This is a genomic window from uncultured Campylobacter sp. (genome assembly GCF_905371695.1).
GTDB lineage: Bacteria > Campylobacterota > Campylobacteria > Campylobacterales > Campylobacteraceae > Campylobacter_A.
The window spans coordinates 1-13,925 of record NZ_CAJPMA010000042.1 but is presented as its reverse complement, the minus strand read 5'-3'; the positions used below and the strand labels follow the sequence as shown (position 1 = coordinate 13,925).

15 protein-coding genes and 1 other RNA gene are annotated in these 13,925 nt (G+C 47.1%); 12 read left to right on the top strand and 4 right to left on the bottom strand.

What is annotated here, in order from left to right; genetic code table 11:
- Window positions 1-27: 27 nt before the first annotated feature.
- From QZ147_RS05155 to QZ147_RS05125, 7 genes are all read left to right on the top strand, one after another.
- Complete coding sequence (locus tag QZ147_RS05155; protein ID WP_295147774.1) at window positions 28-1,737, top strand: proline--tRNA ligase; 1,710 nt, start codon at window positions 28-30, stop codon at window positions 1,735-1,737.
- A 98-nt stretch (window positions 1,738-1,835) separates the two neighbouring features.
- On the top strand, window positions 1,836-2,264 hold the full coding sequence (locus QZ147_RS05150; protein ID WP_295147771.1) for an FxsA family protein: 429 nt from the start codon (window positions 1,836-1,838) through the stop codon (window positions 2,262-2,264).
- Window positions 2,242-2,625: a hypothetical protein gene (locus QZ147_RS05145; protein ID WP_295147769.1), complete on the top strand. Its 384-nt coding sequence runs from the start codon at window positions 2,242-2,244 to the stop codon at window positions 2,623-2,625. The genes QZ147_RS05150 and QZ147_RS05145 overlap by 23 nt, the downstream gene beginning before the upstream one ends.
- Window positions 2,600-3,529, top strand: a complete 930-nt coding sequence (gene hemC / locus QZ147_RS05140) for a hydroxymethylbilane synthase (RefSeq protein ID WP_295147767.1) — start codon at window positions 2,600-2,602, stop codon at window positions 3,527-3,529. Before QZ147_RS05145 ends, hemC begins: the two co-directional genes overlap by 26 nt.
- Window positions 3,530-3,533: 4 nt before the next feature.
- Window positions 3,534-3,662, top strand: a complete 129-nt coding sequence (locus tag QZ147_RS05135) for a hypothetical protein (protein ID WP_295147765.1) — start codon at window positions 3,534-3,536, stop codon at window positions 3,660-3,662.
- 265 nt (window positions 3,663-3,927) lie between these two features.
- Window positions 3,928-5,736 carry a menaquinone biosynthesis decarboxylase gene (locus QZ147_RS05130; protein ID WP_295147763.1) on the top strand — a complete coding sequence of 603 codons (1,809 nt, stop codon included), beginning with the start codon at window positions 3,928-3,930 and terminating at the stop codon, window positions 5,734-5,736.
- Window positions 5,737-5,835: 99 nt separating this feature from the next.
- Entirely contained in the window at window positions 5,836-6,489 is a 654-nt protein-coding gene (locus tag QZ147_RS05125; RefSeq protein ID WP_295147760.1) for a nitrogen fixation protein NifR, read from the top strand.
- Window positions 6,490-6,911: 422 nt separating this feature from the next.
- Here the strand turns inward: QZ147_RS05125 and QZ147_RS05120 are convergent, their stop codons facing one another.
- Window positions 6,912-7,991: a hypothetical protein gene (locus tag QZ147_RS05120; protein ID WP_295147758.1), complete on the bottom strand. Its 1,080-nt coding sequence runs from the start codon at window positions 7,989-7,991 to the stop codon at window positions 6,912-6,914.
- Window positions 7,992-8,063: 72 nt separating this feature from the next.
- Between QZ147_RS05120 and QZ147_RS05115 the strand changes: the two genes are divergently transcribed.
- The 5 genes from QZ147_RS05115 (at window position 8,064) to rnpB (ending at window position 11,957) form a co-directional block, all read left to right on the top strand.
- Complete coding sequence (locus tag QZ147_RS05115; RefSeq protein WP_295147757.1) at window positions 8,064-8,897, top strand: thiamine-phosphate kinase; 834 nt, start codon at window positions 8,064-8,066, stop codon at window positions 8,895-8,897.
- Window positions 8,875-9,999 (top strand): tRNA pseudouridine(13) synthase TruD, encoded by a 1,125-nt coding sequence (gene truD / locus QZ147_RS05110; protein ID WP_295147756.1) that lies wholly within the window; start codon window positions 8,875-8,877, stop codon window positions 9,997-9,999. Before QZ147_RS05115 ends, truD begins: the two co-directional genes overlap by 23 nt.
- Before the next feature lie 266 nt (window positions 10,000-10,265).
- Complete coding sequence (locus tag QZ147_RS05105; RefSeq protein ID WP_295147754.1) at window positions 10,266-10,883, top strand: Type 1 glutamine amidotransferase-like domain-containing protein; 618 nt, start codon at window positions 10,266-10,268, stop codon at window positions 10,881-10,883.
- A 73-nt stretch (window positions 10,884-10,956) separates the two neighbouring features.
- Window positions 10,957-11,274 carry a hypothetical protein gene (locus tag QZ147_RS05100; RefSeq protein ID WP_295147752.1) on the top strand — a complete coding sequence of 106 codons (318 nt, stop codon included), beginning with the start codon at window positions 10,957-10,959 and terminating at the stop codon, window positions 11,272-11,274.
- Window positions 11,275-11,639: 365 nt separating this feature from the next.
- An RNA gene (rnpB, locus tag QZ147_RS05095) (RNase P RNA component class A) lies at window positions 11,640-11,957 on the top strand.
- On the opposite strand, the gene QZ147_RS05090 is transcribed toward rnpB, so the two are convergent.
- From QZ147_RS05090 to fliD, 3 genes are all read right to left on the bottom strand, one after another.
- Complete coding sequence (locus QZ147_RS05090; RefSeq protein ID WP_295147750.1) at window positions 11,954-12,184, bottom strand: hypothetical protein; 231 nt, start codon at window positions 12,182-12,184, stop codon at window positions 11,954-11,956. The two genes, rnpB and QZ147_RS05090, sit on opposite strands and share 4 nt — an antisense overlap.
- On the bottom strand, window positions 12,174-12,545 hold the full coding sequence (fliS, locus tag QZ147_RS05085; protein ID WP_295147748.1) for a flagellar export chaperone FliS: 372 nt from the start codon (window positions 12,543-12,545) through the stop codon (window positions 12,174-12,176). Before fliS ends, QZ147_RS05090 begins: the two co-directional genes overlap by 11 nt.
- A 7-nt stretch (window positions 12,546-12,552) precedes the next feature.
- Window positions 12,553-13,925, bottom strand: a 1,373-nt coding sequence (fliD, locus tag QZ147_RS05080; RefSeq protein WP_295147746.1) for a flagellar filament capping protein FliD, incomplete at its 5' end; no start/stop codon positions are given.

The following is a 13,925-nucleotide window of genomic DNA, read 5'->3' as shown; positions in this document are numbered from 1 at the left end:
AAAATTTAGAAAATTCGGAGAGTAACGATGAAATTTAGTAAATTTTACGCCCCTACGCTCAAAGACGCGCCCAAAGACGCTACGCTAGCCAGTCATAAATTTTTGGTACGCGGCGGATTCGTGGAGCAAATAGGCGCGGGGCTTTATAACTACCTGCCGCTAGGGCGCATAATGCATCAAAAAATCGCCGCCGTCGTTAAGGAAGAGATGGACGAAGCAGGCGCGCAGGAGGTGAGCCTAAGCGTGGTAACTAGCGCCGAACTGTGGCGAGAGAGCGGGCGATTTGACGTATTCGGCAAGGAGCTTTTGCGCTTTAAAGACCGCAAGGACAACGACTTCGTTATAAGCCCGACTAACGAAGAGGCTATCGTCGCGCTCGTGCGAGGTAAGGTGACTAGCTATAAGCAGCTGCCGATAAATTTGTATCAGATTAATACGAAATTTCGCGACGAGGCGCGTCCGCGTTTCGGGCTGCTTAGAGGGCGCGAATTTACGATGAAGGACGCGTATAGCTTCCATGCTAGCGAGGAGGATTTGAAGCGAGAATTCGACCTTATGGAGGAGACTTATTCGCGTATTTTTACGCGGCTGGGGCTAAATTTCCGCGCGGTAGAAGCCGATAGCGGAGCGATCGGAGGCAGCGGAAGCAAGGAATTTATGGTGTTAGCTAGTAGCGGAGAGGACGATATAATCTGCTGCGAACGATGCAAGTACGCCGCTAACGTAGAAGCGGCTAGGCGCGCTAAAAAAACTACGAACGCCGAACGCCCCGAGGCGGACGCGGCGAAATTTAAGACGCCGGGCATGAAAACGATCGCGGATGTAGCGGAGTTTTTTAAAGTAGATCCTTTTTATACGATAAAAGCCGTGATGAAAAAGGCGATTTTCGCAGACGGCGAGCGCGTAGTCGTATTTTTCGTGCGCGGAGACGACGAGCTGCAAGAGACCAAGGCGCAAAACGCGTGCGGCGCGCTAGAACTTATCGACGCTAGCACCGATGAGGTCGCGGCGGCGGGGCTGGTCGCGGGATTTTGCGGGCCGGTAGGACTCGGCAAACAGATAGAATTTTATATCGATAGCGAGCTAAAAGACGAAACGCAGATGATTTGCGGCGCAAACGAGGAGGATTATCACTTTGTAGGCGTGAGCGTAGCTAGCTTTAACGAGGATCGTTTTAAAGACCTAGTCGCGGCAAAGCCGGGCGACGCGTGTCCTAAATGCGGAGGAAATTTAAGCGTTAGCAAAGGTATCGAAGTAGGGCATATTTTTCAGCTCGGACAAAAGTATTCGCGCGCGATGAATGCGACGTTTTTAGACGAAAACGGTAAGGCGCAGCCTTTTTATATGGGCTGCTACGGTATCGGCGTGAGCCGCCTAATCGCCGTGATGGTCGAGGCCAGCCACGACGAGCGCGGCTGCGTTTGGAAAAAGCAGTGCGCTCCGTTTGACGCGGCGATAATTGTTTCGAATTTAAAAGACGAAGCGGCCGTAAAATTTGCGCAAGAGCTTTACGAAAGCGCCCGCGCGGCGGGAATTTCCGTTTTGCTCGACGATAGGAACGAGAGATTTGGCGTTAAGATGGCGGACTTTGAGCTAATCGGGTTACCTTACGCGGTGCTGGTAGGCAAGGCTCTCGCCGAGGGCAAAGTCGAATTTATCGAGCGAGACGGGCTTAAAAAGAGCGAAATTTTAGCAAGCGGCGCGCTTGAAAAATTAAAAGAGGCGCTAACTAGATGAAATTTTACGCCCTAAAATTTACGCATAAAATTTCAGGCGAATTTCGCGCGAGCGTTAAAAATTTCGCTCTTAAAATTCGCGCGTTTTAAAGGCTGAGAATGGGTAAAATTTTATTTACGCCTTACGTAATAATCGAGCTTTTGGCGATGTATTCGTTTATTAGCGCTTACGGATTTTTAGCGTTTCTGGCGGAAGTCGTCGCTAGCGGCGCGCTCGGGCTTTATTTTATACTTAGCGCAGGAATGCCGTCATTTAGAGGCGGCGGCGTTTTTGGAGCGTTAGGCGGTAAAAATTTATTTGAAACGCTGGGGCTCGGGCTTTGCGGGTTTTTACTTATGATGCCCGGAATTTTAACCGACGTTTTAGGCGTTATCGCGTTAATCGCGGCGCTACTTTTCGGGCGAAAAATCAAAAATTCGCAAAATTTTACCTATCAAAGCACGGCGCGAAATTCGCGAGATTATCCAAACGGCGACGGCGAAATAATCGACGTGGAAGCGATCGATGAGACTAAAAGCGTTCGTTAGCGCGGCGCTGGTTTGCGCGAGCGCCTCCGCGGAAGTCGGGCAAAATTTTAGCGCGGCGCGAAATTATATAAAAAGCGCCTACGAAAAGGATGCTAAATTTAGCGTAAAATCTATAAAAACGACTAAAATTTTAGCCCTTAAAAACGGCTTTGAAGCACATTTTTTAAACATAGAGCTAAATTTTAAGCCGCTTAATAAAACGATAAATAAAAGCGACCTCGTTTTTGTAGAGGATAAAATTTTCGCGACCGAAATCATAGATATAAAAACGAAAAAAAGTATGCGCGACGAGCTTTTGGGCGAAAAAATCGGCGTAACTTACGAAAGGTTAAAAGATGAAAACGATCAAAATTGCTACTAGAAAAAGCGTGCTGGCTATGTGGCAAAGCGAGCATATCAGGGATAAAATTTTATCGCGCTACCCGGAGCTTGCAGTCGAGCTAACCGGCATGAAAACCAAAGGCGACGTGATACTCGATACGCCGCTAGCTAAAATCGGCGGCAAGGGGCTTTTTACAAAGGAGCTTGAAGATAGCATGCTAAGCGGCGAAACGCACATCGCCGTACATAGCCTAAAAGACGTGCCGGTTGTCTTTCCAGATGGGCTAGTGCTAGCTGCGATCTGCTCGCGCGAGGACGTGAGGGATGCGATGCTAAGCGAAAAATACGCTAAATTTGAGGATCTGCCCCAGGGCGCGCGCGTGGGTACGACGAGCCTGCGCCGCAAAATGCAGCTTTTAGCGATGCGTCCGGATCTTGAGATAATCTCGCTGCGAGGCAACGTCCAAACCCGCCTGCGCAAGCTAAAAGAGGGCGAATTTGACGCGATCATACTAGCGATGGCGGGCGTGAACCGATTAAATTTACGCTCCGAAGTCGCGCATATAGTGCCGTTTGAGCTAGATCAGATGGTGCCTGCGATGGGGCAGGGGGCGCTTGGTATCGAGGCTAGAGAGGACGCTGAAATTTTAAATTTGATAGAGTTTTTAAAAGACGAAAAGGCCGTGATAGAGACGACTGTGGAGCGCGATTTCGTCGCGATGCTAGAGGGCGGCTGCCAGGTACCTATCGGCGTAAATGCGAATTTAAACGGCGACAAGATCGAGATACGCGCGGTCGTGGGGCTACCAGACGGCAGCGAGAGCATACGTAAAAATATCGTCGCGCAAAAAAGCGAGTGGAAGAGCGTGGGCGCCGAGCTTGGACGAATATTTATCGGCAAGGGCGCAAAAGAGCTACTAAAACGCGCCGAGGAGATGGCATAGGGGTGTGTTTGAGCTAAATTTTAAAGCAAAAGCCGTAACCGCTACTAAAAATAGCAAAGACAACTACTATATGATCGGTCTTGTAGAGGGCAAATGGGGCTACAAACTACATAATCTTTCAAAGACCGATTGAGCTCAAAAAAGCTGACGACGAGAATGCCGATATAAACAGCCTATACGCGGAGTGTAACGGCGACGGGGCGTAAATTTAGTGCTAGGGTGATGAATTTGTACTATTTCAAAGGCGATGCAAGATTGTAAAAAAATGCGACGGCCGAGAGACGATCGATAGCCTGGTAGATCTTATCGGCGCATGCGATAAATAACCGTTTTTTGCCTCGCTTCGCCTCTTTCAGCTATTTTTGGCTAAAATCGCCCAAAAATCAAAAAGGCTACATATGGACTACATCAAGCTTCTAAAAGATAGCGGCCTACTGTGCGTCATCGATGAGCCCGCGGATATCGATCTAGAAATCGCATACGCAAGCTACATCGAGGTCAAGCGCGAAAACTCGCAGGCGCTGCTTTTTACAAACCCTATCTGCAAAAAAACTGGACGCAAATTTGCTCCCGTGCTAGCTAATATCTACGGCTCAAAGCGCGCCTTGGAGCTTATTTTCGGACGAGAGCCGGACGAGATCGCGAGCGAGATCGAGCGGCTTTTAAAACCGAAAAAGCCTAAAAGCTTTGGCGAAAAGCTAAATTTTGCCGCGTATTTGTTTGAGATGAGAAAAATTTTTACGAAAAGATTAAAAGGCGAGGGCGAGTGTCAGCAGGTCAAATTTACGGGCGATGAGGTCGATCTGCTCTCGCTTCCCGCGCTAAAAACATGGCCGCTTGACGGCGGGGCTTTTATCACGATGGGGCAGGTTTATACGCAAAGCCCCGACGGCGAGCTGCAAAACGTCGGCATGTACCGATTGCAAATTTACGGTAAAAATCGCCTCGGCATGCACTGGCAGATCCACAAAGACGGCGCTAATTTCTTTAACGAATACAAGCGCGTAGGCCGCAAGATGCCCGTCTCTGTGGCAATAGGCGGCGATCCGCTCTACATCTGGTGCGCTCAAGCGCCGCTACCAAAGGGTGTGTTTGAGCTGCTGCTTTACGGCTTTATCCGCAAAGAGCCCGCCCGTCTCGTAAAGTCGCTGACGAATGAAATTTACGTTCCGCACGACGCGGACTACGTGATCGAGGGCTTTGTAGATACGGATAAATTTGAGCTTGAAGGGCCGTTTGGCGATCACACCGGCTTTTATACGCCAGTGGGGCCTTTTCCGGTGATGGATGTTACGGCGATCACGAGTAAGCGTGAGCCGGTATTTCACGCGACCGTAGTCGGCAAGCCGCCGCTTGAGGATAAGTATATGGGCTGGGCGACTGAGCGCATTTTCTTGCCGCTTTTGCGCACGACGGTGCCCGAGCTTCTAGACTACAACATGCCTGAAAACGGCGTCTTTCACAACCTCATTTTAGCTAAAATCAATGCCCTTTATCCCGCGCACGCCAAGCAGGCGATGCACGCGTTTTGGGGCGTGGGGCAGATGAGTTTTGTCAAGCACGCGGTTTTCGTCGGCGAGGATGCGCCTGATTTGAGTGATTATGACGCGCTTGCAGAGCATATTTTAAACCGTTTTGGCAAAAATGCTCTGCTAATCAGCGAAGGCGTGTGCGATCAGCTCGATCACGCGAGTCCAAACTCGTGCTTCGGCGGTAAGCTGGGTATCGACGCGACGCAGGATTTTTCGGCGCCTGCGCCGGTGCTTTTAGACGACGCCGCGCTGCTAGCCAAATTTAAAGAAATAGAGCCGAATTTAACGCAGCTTGTGCAGTTTAAAACAAATACCAAAACTCCGATTTGCGTCGTCAAATTTGACAAAAACCGCCTCGTAAAAGAGGTTTTTGATGGGCTTTTGAAATTTAAAGAGCACTTTAAACTACTTGTTTTCGTCGGTCCCGAAAACCGCCTAGAAAATCCGTATATGCTGCTTTGGCGCGTGACGAACAACATCGACGCCTTGCGCGATATATACGTGCGTGGGGGTGCGGTCTGCATCGATGCGACCGCAAAAGGCGAGGCTGAGGGCTACACTCGCGGCTGGCCGCTACAAACCGACTGCGACCGCGATGTCGTGGCTGATCTCGTTAAGCGCGGCATAGTAAAAGACGAACCCGAGCTATTTAGCAAATTTGAGATTTTCGGATAGATTTTACTCGTCTGGCGGCGGGAATTCGGCGAAAATTTGCGCGTAAATTTTAAGGCAAGCCGGTCGGCGTCTACGTTTATTTTAAGAATAGGAAAAATTTTGTTAGCGTTTTTTGAGAAGTTAAATTCAAAGGCAAACGCCGTTTTGCAGCGGTATTATTCTCTTTTTTATCTTGCGTTCGTCGTAAGCGTCGCGATTTACGGTATCGCGTTTTACTTTTTTATAGAGTGGATGCTAGTCGCCGCGACCGTTAGTATTTACGCGTTTTTTGCTATTATGGCGTTTTATTCGCTATTTTGGTTCGTAATCAGCCTAATTTGCTCGCCGATTTTTGCGGTGATGATTATGCTACATTACGAGAACGTAAGCCTTATTTTTAGTATATTTTTGGCGGCTATTTGGACGGGGTGCTGGCTATTTTTATCGCTTGCGGTTAGTCAAAATATCGCAAAACCGGGCAACGAAATCGTCTCTAAAATTTTACGCATAATCTCGCTTTTTATGGTTATCGGCGTTTATTACGTAAGCGTCGAAAACGCCCTTGATTTAAACGCGATTTTAAAGGATACGGTATCGTATCGCATAGTGCTAATCGTGATAAATTTATATATGTTTCCGTCGTTAATTACGATGTTAGTCTTTGATTTACGGGCTTATTACCTTGAAAATCGCGATAGAATTAGGCTAAAATTTTCGTTTTTCGGCGTTTTGCGCAACCTTTTTAAAATTTTAAGAAAAGATAGAAATACATAAAATTTTATGATGTATTTTATATAAAATTTTGCTTATTTTTAGTTTTTAGCTTCTTATTCTTGCCGACTTTTATTGTCATCTGTTAGTAAAACGCTTTCGCGTTAATAAAGCATCAAACGCGATACGCATTTGCCGCTTGCACTGTCCATGCGCTACTAAAGTCGTGCTCATATCCGCAGGAGCCGTACAACCTTTCGGTTTAGTGCAAGAGAGATTTGCGCTCGCGCGCAAAATCGCTTTTTGGGGCGGATTTACATTTTTGCTAATTTACCGGCGTTTTGCACAAAAGAAGCGCTAACTACTAAAAAGCGCGGTAGGTCGTTGCTCAAAAAAAGCGATATTCCAAACTCTCGTTTTTATCCCGTTAAATTCGCGCATCCACCTTTGATGCGCCGGTATTTATTGGGTCTATTTCGTAAATTTTACTCGGACGAAACGACTATATTCGGCGTAGGCGTGATAAGAGCGACTTTTAATTTATGGCTATCTAGCGTTTGCGGTATTTCTCCGCCCGCAAGCGCGGCTAGCTCGCTAGCGCGAAGCACGTAAAATCCGCCGGTCTCGCGCCCAGCCGCCTTCTCGCATTCGCGCGAGAGAGTATCAAACATATAAAATTCCCGCTCGTCTTTCGCGCATAAGAAATCCGCTCCGCTATCGTAGGCGTCAAATAAAATTTCGCTTGCGAATTTTACGGCGAGCTCGCGGTTTACGCCTAAAATTTCAAACCCGCAAGGAAGATGCGAACAAAGCGTAAAAATTTTAGCCTTTAACGGAGCGAAAATTTGCGGAATTTCGGCGTGAAAGGCGATCTTAAACCCGCTAAAATCCTGTTTTAATGCGGTCAAATTTAGCTCGCTCTCTTTTGTTAAAACTGGCGCGTTTACGGCTTTCGTGCTTAAATTTCGTCTCGCCCAGGCTAACGCATCGGACGCAGCTTTTGCGCTTAAAATTTCGCCGTCAAATATAAAAGCGTCCAAATTTTGCGCTATGAAAACGCCGTTTTTAGGCTCTAAAATAAGCTCTAAAATTTGAGCCTTCCTAGCTGAATATTCCTCGCACAGCTCTTTTGCCAGCATAATCGCCGAAACGCCTACGAAATTAGGTTCGTATTCGCGTACGAAATCGGCGTAAAAATAGGGCGCGAGCTCGGCGTAAATTTCGCGAGCCCTCGCGCCGAATTTCGCAAACGGCTCGAATTTCGCCCAAAAATCGTCGTCGCCAGATATTAAATCCTTTTTCGCGCGGCGCGTATCTAACGGCGAAATTTCAAACCGCTCGCCAAAACGCTCTAAAATCGCCGCAAAGTCCGTATTTAACGCAGTTACGACGCGGTTAATTTTAATGTAACCGACGCCTTCAAAATCAAAATAGGGATCGTTTTTTTTAACCGCCGCTAGTAAATCTTTAAGCGTAGCAAACGAAAAATTTTCGAAAAGATACGGCTTATAATACGCTAAAACATCGGTTTTCGCGTTAAATCTAAAAATTTTAACTTCAAGCATTTGCATTCCTTATACGCGTGATTTTAACGTTTTTTGCTTTAAATTTAGACAGAAATTTATATAATGGCGGCGATGGATAAGGAAAAATTTATAATCGAGCAATTTAGTAACAAATTCATCGGCGACGACGGCGCTGTCGTGGCGCATGAGCGCGGCCGGTGGGTGTATAGCAAGGACCTTTTTTGCGAGGGGACGCACTTCCTGGCAGGCTGGCTTAGTATGGAGGAGATCGCGCGCAAGGCGATGCTCGTAAATCTCTCCGACGCCGTCGCGATGAACGCCGAGCCTAAATTTGCGCTTTTAGGACTTGGGCTACCCAAAAACACGAGTGCGGCGCAGATCTCGGCACTACGCAAAGGATTTGCGGACGTTTGCGACGAGTACGGCGTGACTATCATCGGCGGCGACACGATCGGCAGCGATAAAATTTTACTTAGCGTTACCGTTATCTCGCGGCTTTGCGGTAAGGCGGTCTTGCGAAGCGGAGCAAAAAAGGGCGATCTGGTTGCTTTTACGGGCGAGCTTGGAAGCAGTTTAAAAGGGCTTAGAACGCTTTTAAACGGCGGGCGTGTCGCGTCAAATTCGCGCTTTAAAAGGCCTATTTTAAAAGATAAATTTTTCTACGCCGCAGCGGATAAGATAAACGCCGCCATGGACGTCTCAGACGGGCTTTGCACCGATCTAGCCAAGCTTTGCGCGCAGAGTCGTTGCGGGGCTAAATTTATCAAGCGGCTAAGCAAACGCGAGCTAAATAGCGGCGAGGAATACGAGATTTTATTTACGTTTAGTCCGAAAAACCGCGCTAAAATTTTAAGCCTAGCACGCAAAACCCGCACGAAAATCACGATTTTTGCCAAAATCACGAAAGGAAAATTTAAAAGCAATGCAAGAAACCACCATTTTTAAGCCTCTTTACGCGCTCACTCATGCGCCCATCAACGCGTATTTTAGTAAAAATTCGGACGATTTTGTCGTGCGCGAGATCCCGCTTTACGCATTTAGCGGGCAGGGCGAACACCTCATCGTTGAAATTTGCAAAAAAGATATGACGACGCAAGAAGCCTTGCAAGCGCTAAGCGAAATAAGCGGCGTAAAGATGCGAGATTTTGGCTACGCGGGCCTAAAAGACAAGCAAGGTATGACGACGCAATTTATCTCGATGCCGCGTAAATTTGAGGCTATGCTAGCAAATTTTAGCCACGATAAGATGAAAATTTTAAGCCTCGCCGCGCATGATAATAAGCTTCGAATCGGGCACCTAAAAGGCAACAGCTTTTTCATCCGCCTAAAAAAAGTGATGTCTAGCGAAGCGGCTAAGCTGGAACAAGCCGTGCGAAACGTGGGCGAGGCAGGATATGCTAACTACTTTGGTTATCAGCGTTTCGGTAAATACGGCGACAACGCGCAAAGCGGGCTGGAGTTGCTAAAAACAGGCACCGTAAACGGCAAAAAGAGCAAAAATCCAAAGTTAAACGACTTTTTGATCTCGGCATATCAAAGTGATCTTTTTAACCGCTGGCTTAGCAAGCGCGTGGAAATTTCGAGATTTGCGCAGGATTTTAGCCTCGCTGAGCTAGCTCAAATTTACCCGTATCTGGGCGGCGAAAATTTGAAAAATTTAAAATCGCAAAAGAGATTTTTTAAGCTGATAGAGGGCGAAGTTTTGGGTCACTACCCGCACGGTAAGTGCTTTTTATGCGAGGATTTGGACGCGGAGGGCGCGCGCTTTGACGCTAGAGATATCACTAGCTGCGGGCTGATCGCAGGCGCGAAGGCGTATGAGGCGCAGGGCGCGGCGAAGGTAGTAGAGGATCAAATTTTCGCGCAGGCAAACGAATATAAAGCTAAAATGACGGGATCTAGGCGCTTTGCGTGGTGTTATCTAGAGGATGTCGGTTACAAATACAACGAGGAAAAAGCGCATTTTACGATAAATTTCACGCTGCAAAAAGGCAGCTATGCGACGGTGGTGTTAGAAGAAATCTTGCACAAAAATATATTTGAGTAGGGCGGCGGCTTACCCTTTTTGCTATACATCGCCTGCGGACAGGCTTTGGTGGCGGACGGCTAGTCCGCCCTCTCACCTCTGTCTGGTCTGAGTCGTTTTTAAGCTTAAATTTGAGTCTAATTTATCGCAATTTTCACGCCCAAACCAGTATCTTAAATCCGCTAAATTTAACCATAGAGTAAGACGCGGGCGACGCGAAATACGAGCGTTTTTAGGCAAGTTTGGATATAATGGATTTGCGAATTTGTATTTTAAAAGGATTAAAAATGGCGAATATTTTTCTTTGCTCTTACTTTTCGCAGGTTGCGGCTAGGATTAACGAACGGGTAAATTTTAGCGGTAAAAACGTCGTTTTTATAGATACCGCGGCGAAATTTGAAGAGGTAAATTTCTACGTCGGCGAAGCGGCGGAGATTTTAGAAAAATTAGGCGCGAAGCTAATACGCCTCGACGTCTCTTGCGCCCAGAATTCGGCGGCGCTAGTATCGGAGCAGGACGAATCCTTTTATGGCGATGAAATTTTTGCCGCTATTAGTCGGTGCGACGTCATTTACGTTAGCGGCGGAAATACGTTTTATCTGCTTAACGAGCTACGAAAATCGCGCGCCGCCCAAGCTATAAAAAACGCGGTCAAAGCGGGTAAAATTTACGTCGGCGAGTCGGCGGGAGCGATCGCAGCGGCTCCGGATACGAAATATGCTACGCTGATGGATGAAAATAGCGCAAAAATGAGCGATTTTAGGGGGTTAAATTTGGTTGATTTTTGCGTCGTGCCGCACTTTGGCTGCGAGCCTTTTACGGAGGCTACGCGCGAGATTATGGCAAAATTCGGCGATGTTTGCGACTTGCGCGCGATAAATAACGACGAATTTATCGAGGCTTAAAGCCTTTTACGGCGCGGGTCGCAAAGTGCGGCGCGGAGTTTTGCATAGCATAAAATTTAAACGAGGATGAGCGATGAAGAAAATTTTGATTTTTACGCTTGCGGCCGTTTGCGCGTTTGCTGGCGATTTTAGGTTGCTAGGCCCCGGCGAGACGGCGCACGGCCTGCCTTTTAGCGCGCTTTTTGATAAAAAAGACGGTAAATATTCGCCTAAAAACGGCATCCGCGTAAAGCTGCTTTTAGCAGGAGGCAAATTTAAGATGAATATAGGCGATAAAAGCGCTACGCCCGGCAAGGTAAAAGTAAACGGTAAGAGTTTTGACGAGATAGCAAAGCAAAAATTTGACGTAACGAACGAAGGCGGCGTCTATACGATGCGGGAGAGCAGGTAAGCGGACGGGAATTCGCGCACAAATTAGAGGAGAGGAGGGCGCGAACGGGAAAATTCGCTCAGCGATTTTAAAGGCGGAAACAGCTCTTGCAAACTAGCGACGGGTTTATCGGTTGTGGCGGCGAGAGAGACGAAATTTAAGTTAGCGAGCGGTAGGCGGGGTTACGCTAGATGAGAAATTAAGGACCTAGGTGCGGTTTGTAGCGTAAAACGCGTTTGCGGCGCGTTAGTTAAATTAGCTAGCATTCCCGACTAATGCGCGACGCCGTTAGTAAAACTCGTCGCCGAAATTTTAGCGCTCGCAGATAAAATTCGCGCAAACTATAAAAAGTCTGAAATTTAAGCCAAAATCGCTATAATTGCGCTTCGGCACGGCAAGCGATCGCCCGAAAGGGAGGAAAGTCCGAGCTGCAATAAGACGGAGTTCCATCTAACGGATGGCTGGGGTAACCCAAGGGAAAGTGTAACAGAAAGCAGACTTCCGCTTAGGCGGTAAAGGTGAAACGGCGGGGTAAGAGCCCACCGAAGCGCCTAGTAATAGGCGCTGGCATATAAACCCAACTCGCAGCAAGAAGGGGTGGTTTTAGTCTTATATTTTGACCCTTCGCTTGAACTTGTATGTAAATGCAAGGCTAGATAAATGATCGCTCGCGACAGAACTCGGCTTACCGCCGTGCCGCTTAATTTTGTACGTATTTTTTAATGTTTTGAAGTTTAAACATCTGCTCTTTGACGCCGTTTTGTTTGGCCTTTAAAATTTCTTCCGCTTGCGAATTTAAAGCGGCGGCCTCGTTTAGCTCTTCAAGTCCACTAAAATTCGCTTCGTCGAATTCTCTTATTGCCTTTTCTATCGCGTCCGCGTCGGCATTTGCTACGGCTATTTTAAACTCGTTTAGCCATTTATTGCTCATTAGTTACCTCGCGCCACGCTTCGGAGAGTTGTTTAACGACGTTAGTTATTTCATTTAGCGCGTTTACGTCGTTGTTTAAATTCGCAAGCACTAGAAGCTGCATCTGCCTGGCGTATAGCCCGCTTAGATAGTGAGCTACGTCGCCTTGTGAATAATCGAGCGAATTTAAAAGCTCGACGAAAATCGCGTTTGCTTTATTGATATAAAGCACTTTTTTTTCTACGTTGCCCGCCTCTATCGCTTTTTTCGTGCGGAAGATAAAGCGTAAAATTCCGTCGTATAGCATTTCGATTAGTTTAGTCGGGGACTCTATGCCCCCGAAACTAGATTGCGCGTAAGCGCTGTATGCCGCATTAGTCATATTTACCCTATTTTTTGCTATTCATTTCTGCGTCGATCATCGATTTTAGCGTAGAAAACTGACTGTTTAGTTTGGCTATTATCGTATCGTATTGGATAAATCGCTCTTTCATTTGCGTATATTTATCGTCTATTAGCGTCTGTGTCGCGGTCTTTTCTTTATTTAAATTTTCGCCTTCGGTTTTTAGGCTTTTGGCCATAGTATTCATAAGTCCTTCTATGTTTCTGCCGTCGCCCACGTAGCTTACTAGCTTAGTATGCAGTTTAGAAAAGACTCCTTGCGTGGTCGTAGGGTTTGCTTTTACGACACTTTTGGTTAGACCTAATTGAGATAGCGCGCTCGCGTTACCGCCGACGTTTATGTCGCCGCCGTCGGATCTTGTTAGTACCACGCCGGTTCCGTCGCTATTTAGGCTAGCTTTTACTCCGCTGATTTCGGCGTTATTTATCGCGCTCATTAGCGCAGTCGCGTTTTGGGCCGCCGTAGAGCCTGCCGCCGTATTAAATTTTACCGACGTGCCGTTTATATTTAGATCGCCGGTACCGATATTTAAAGCGCCCGCAGTTGCGCTAGCGCCGAGGTATCGGATAGGTTTTTGTACGGTAGAACCCATAAAAAAGTCCTTCACGTTTTCCGCATCCGCCGCAAGCGCTTTGTTTAGCCCTTTCTCATCGAAACTTAACTGACCTTTTTCGTCTATTTTGATACCGAACTGCGTAATATTCCTGCCTTTTTCGTCTTGCGCCGTTAGCATGCGAGCCAGCGTCGATCTCATCGAAATAATCTCGCTGTAACTTTGAAACGATCCGCTCTCGCCCGTTTTTTCGTCGTAGTCGGTAGCTTTGCTTAAATTCGTAGTCATTAGATTATAATCTTTTACGAATTCTTTTAGCGCGTCTGCGATACCTGCGGTATCTTGCGTTACGGTCGCGGTGGTTTTGCCGGTTTCGTTTAGCGTGATTGAAATTCCCGGTCTTAAATCGTTAAAAGTATTTTTCGTTCTCGTAGCACTAACGCCGTTATAGGTAAATACCGCGTCTTGCGCCGTTAAGAGCTTATTGCTAGCGATATTGGCGCTATCCCAGCCGAGCTTATCTAACACGCCCGCCGTATCGTTTGATATGCTTATAGCGTTTTGCGCGCCCGTTTCTTTTGATTGAAGCACGATTTGATAAGGGTTGGTAGAGCCGCCGACGTTTATGATGCGAGCTTCTAAATTTCCGCCGGTTTTTTCATTGATCTGATCGACGATGTCCTGATAGGTGCTTGATTGTTTGACGTTTATAGAATAAGTCTGTCCATTTATCGTAATATCGAATTTTCCGTTGCTAGTAGCGCCCACTATGCTGCCCGCGCTCGTAAATTTCGAGCTTTGATAAG

Bases quoted from the DNA above. Each gene is read 5' to 3' on its own strand.
- QZ147_RS05155 (WP_295147774.1), top strand. From the start codon at position 28: ATGAAATTTAGTAAATTTTACGCCCCTACGCTCAAAGACGCGCCCAAA.
- QZ147_RS05150 (WP_295147771.1), top strand. From the start codon at position 1,836: ATGGGTAAAATTTTATTTACGCCTTACGTAATAATCGAGCTTTTGGCG.
- QZ147_RS05145 (WP_295147769.1), top strand. From the start codon at position 2,242: ATGAGACTAAAAGCGTTCGTTAGCGCGGCGCTGGTTTGCGCGAGCGCC.
- hemC (WP_295147767.1), top strand. From the start codon at position 2,600: ATGAAAACGATCAAAATTGCTACTAGAAAAAGCGTGCTGGCTATGTGG.
- QZ147_RS05130 (WP_295147763.1), top strand. From the start codon at position 3,928: ATGGACTACATCAAGCTTCTAAAAGATAGCGGCCTACTGTGCGTCATC.
- QZ147_RS05120 (WP_295147758.1), bottom strand. From the start codon at position 7,991: ATGCTTGAAGTTAAAATTTTTAGATTTAACGCGAAAACCGATGTTTTA.
- QZ147_RS05115 (WP_295147757.1), top strand. From the start codon at position 8,064: ATGGATAAGGAAAAATTTATAATCGAGCAATTTAGTAACAAATTCATC.
- truD (WP_295147756.1), top strand. From the start codon at position 8,875: ATGCAAGAAACCACCATTTTTAAGCCTCTTTACGCGCTCACTCATGCG.
- QZ147_RS05105 (WP_295147754.1), top strand. From the start codon at position 10,266: ATGGCGAATATTTTTCTTTGCTCTTACTTTTCGCAGGTTGCGGCTAGG.
- QZ147_RS05100 (WP_295147752.1), top strand. From the start codon at position 10,957: ATGAAGAAAATTTTGATTTTTACGCTTGCGGCCGTTTGCGCGTTTGCT.
- QZ147_RS05090 (WP_295147750.1), bottom strand. From the start codon at position 12,184: ATGAGCAATAAATGGCTAAACGAGTTTAAAATAGCCGTAGCAAATGCC.
- fliS (WP_295147748.1), bottom strand. From the start codon at position 12,545: ATGACTAATGCGGCATACAGCGCTTACGCGCAATCTAGTTTCGGGGGC.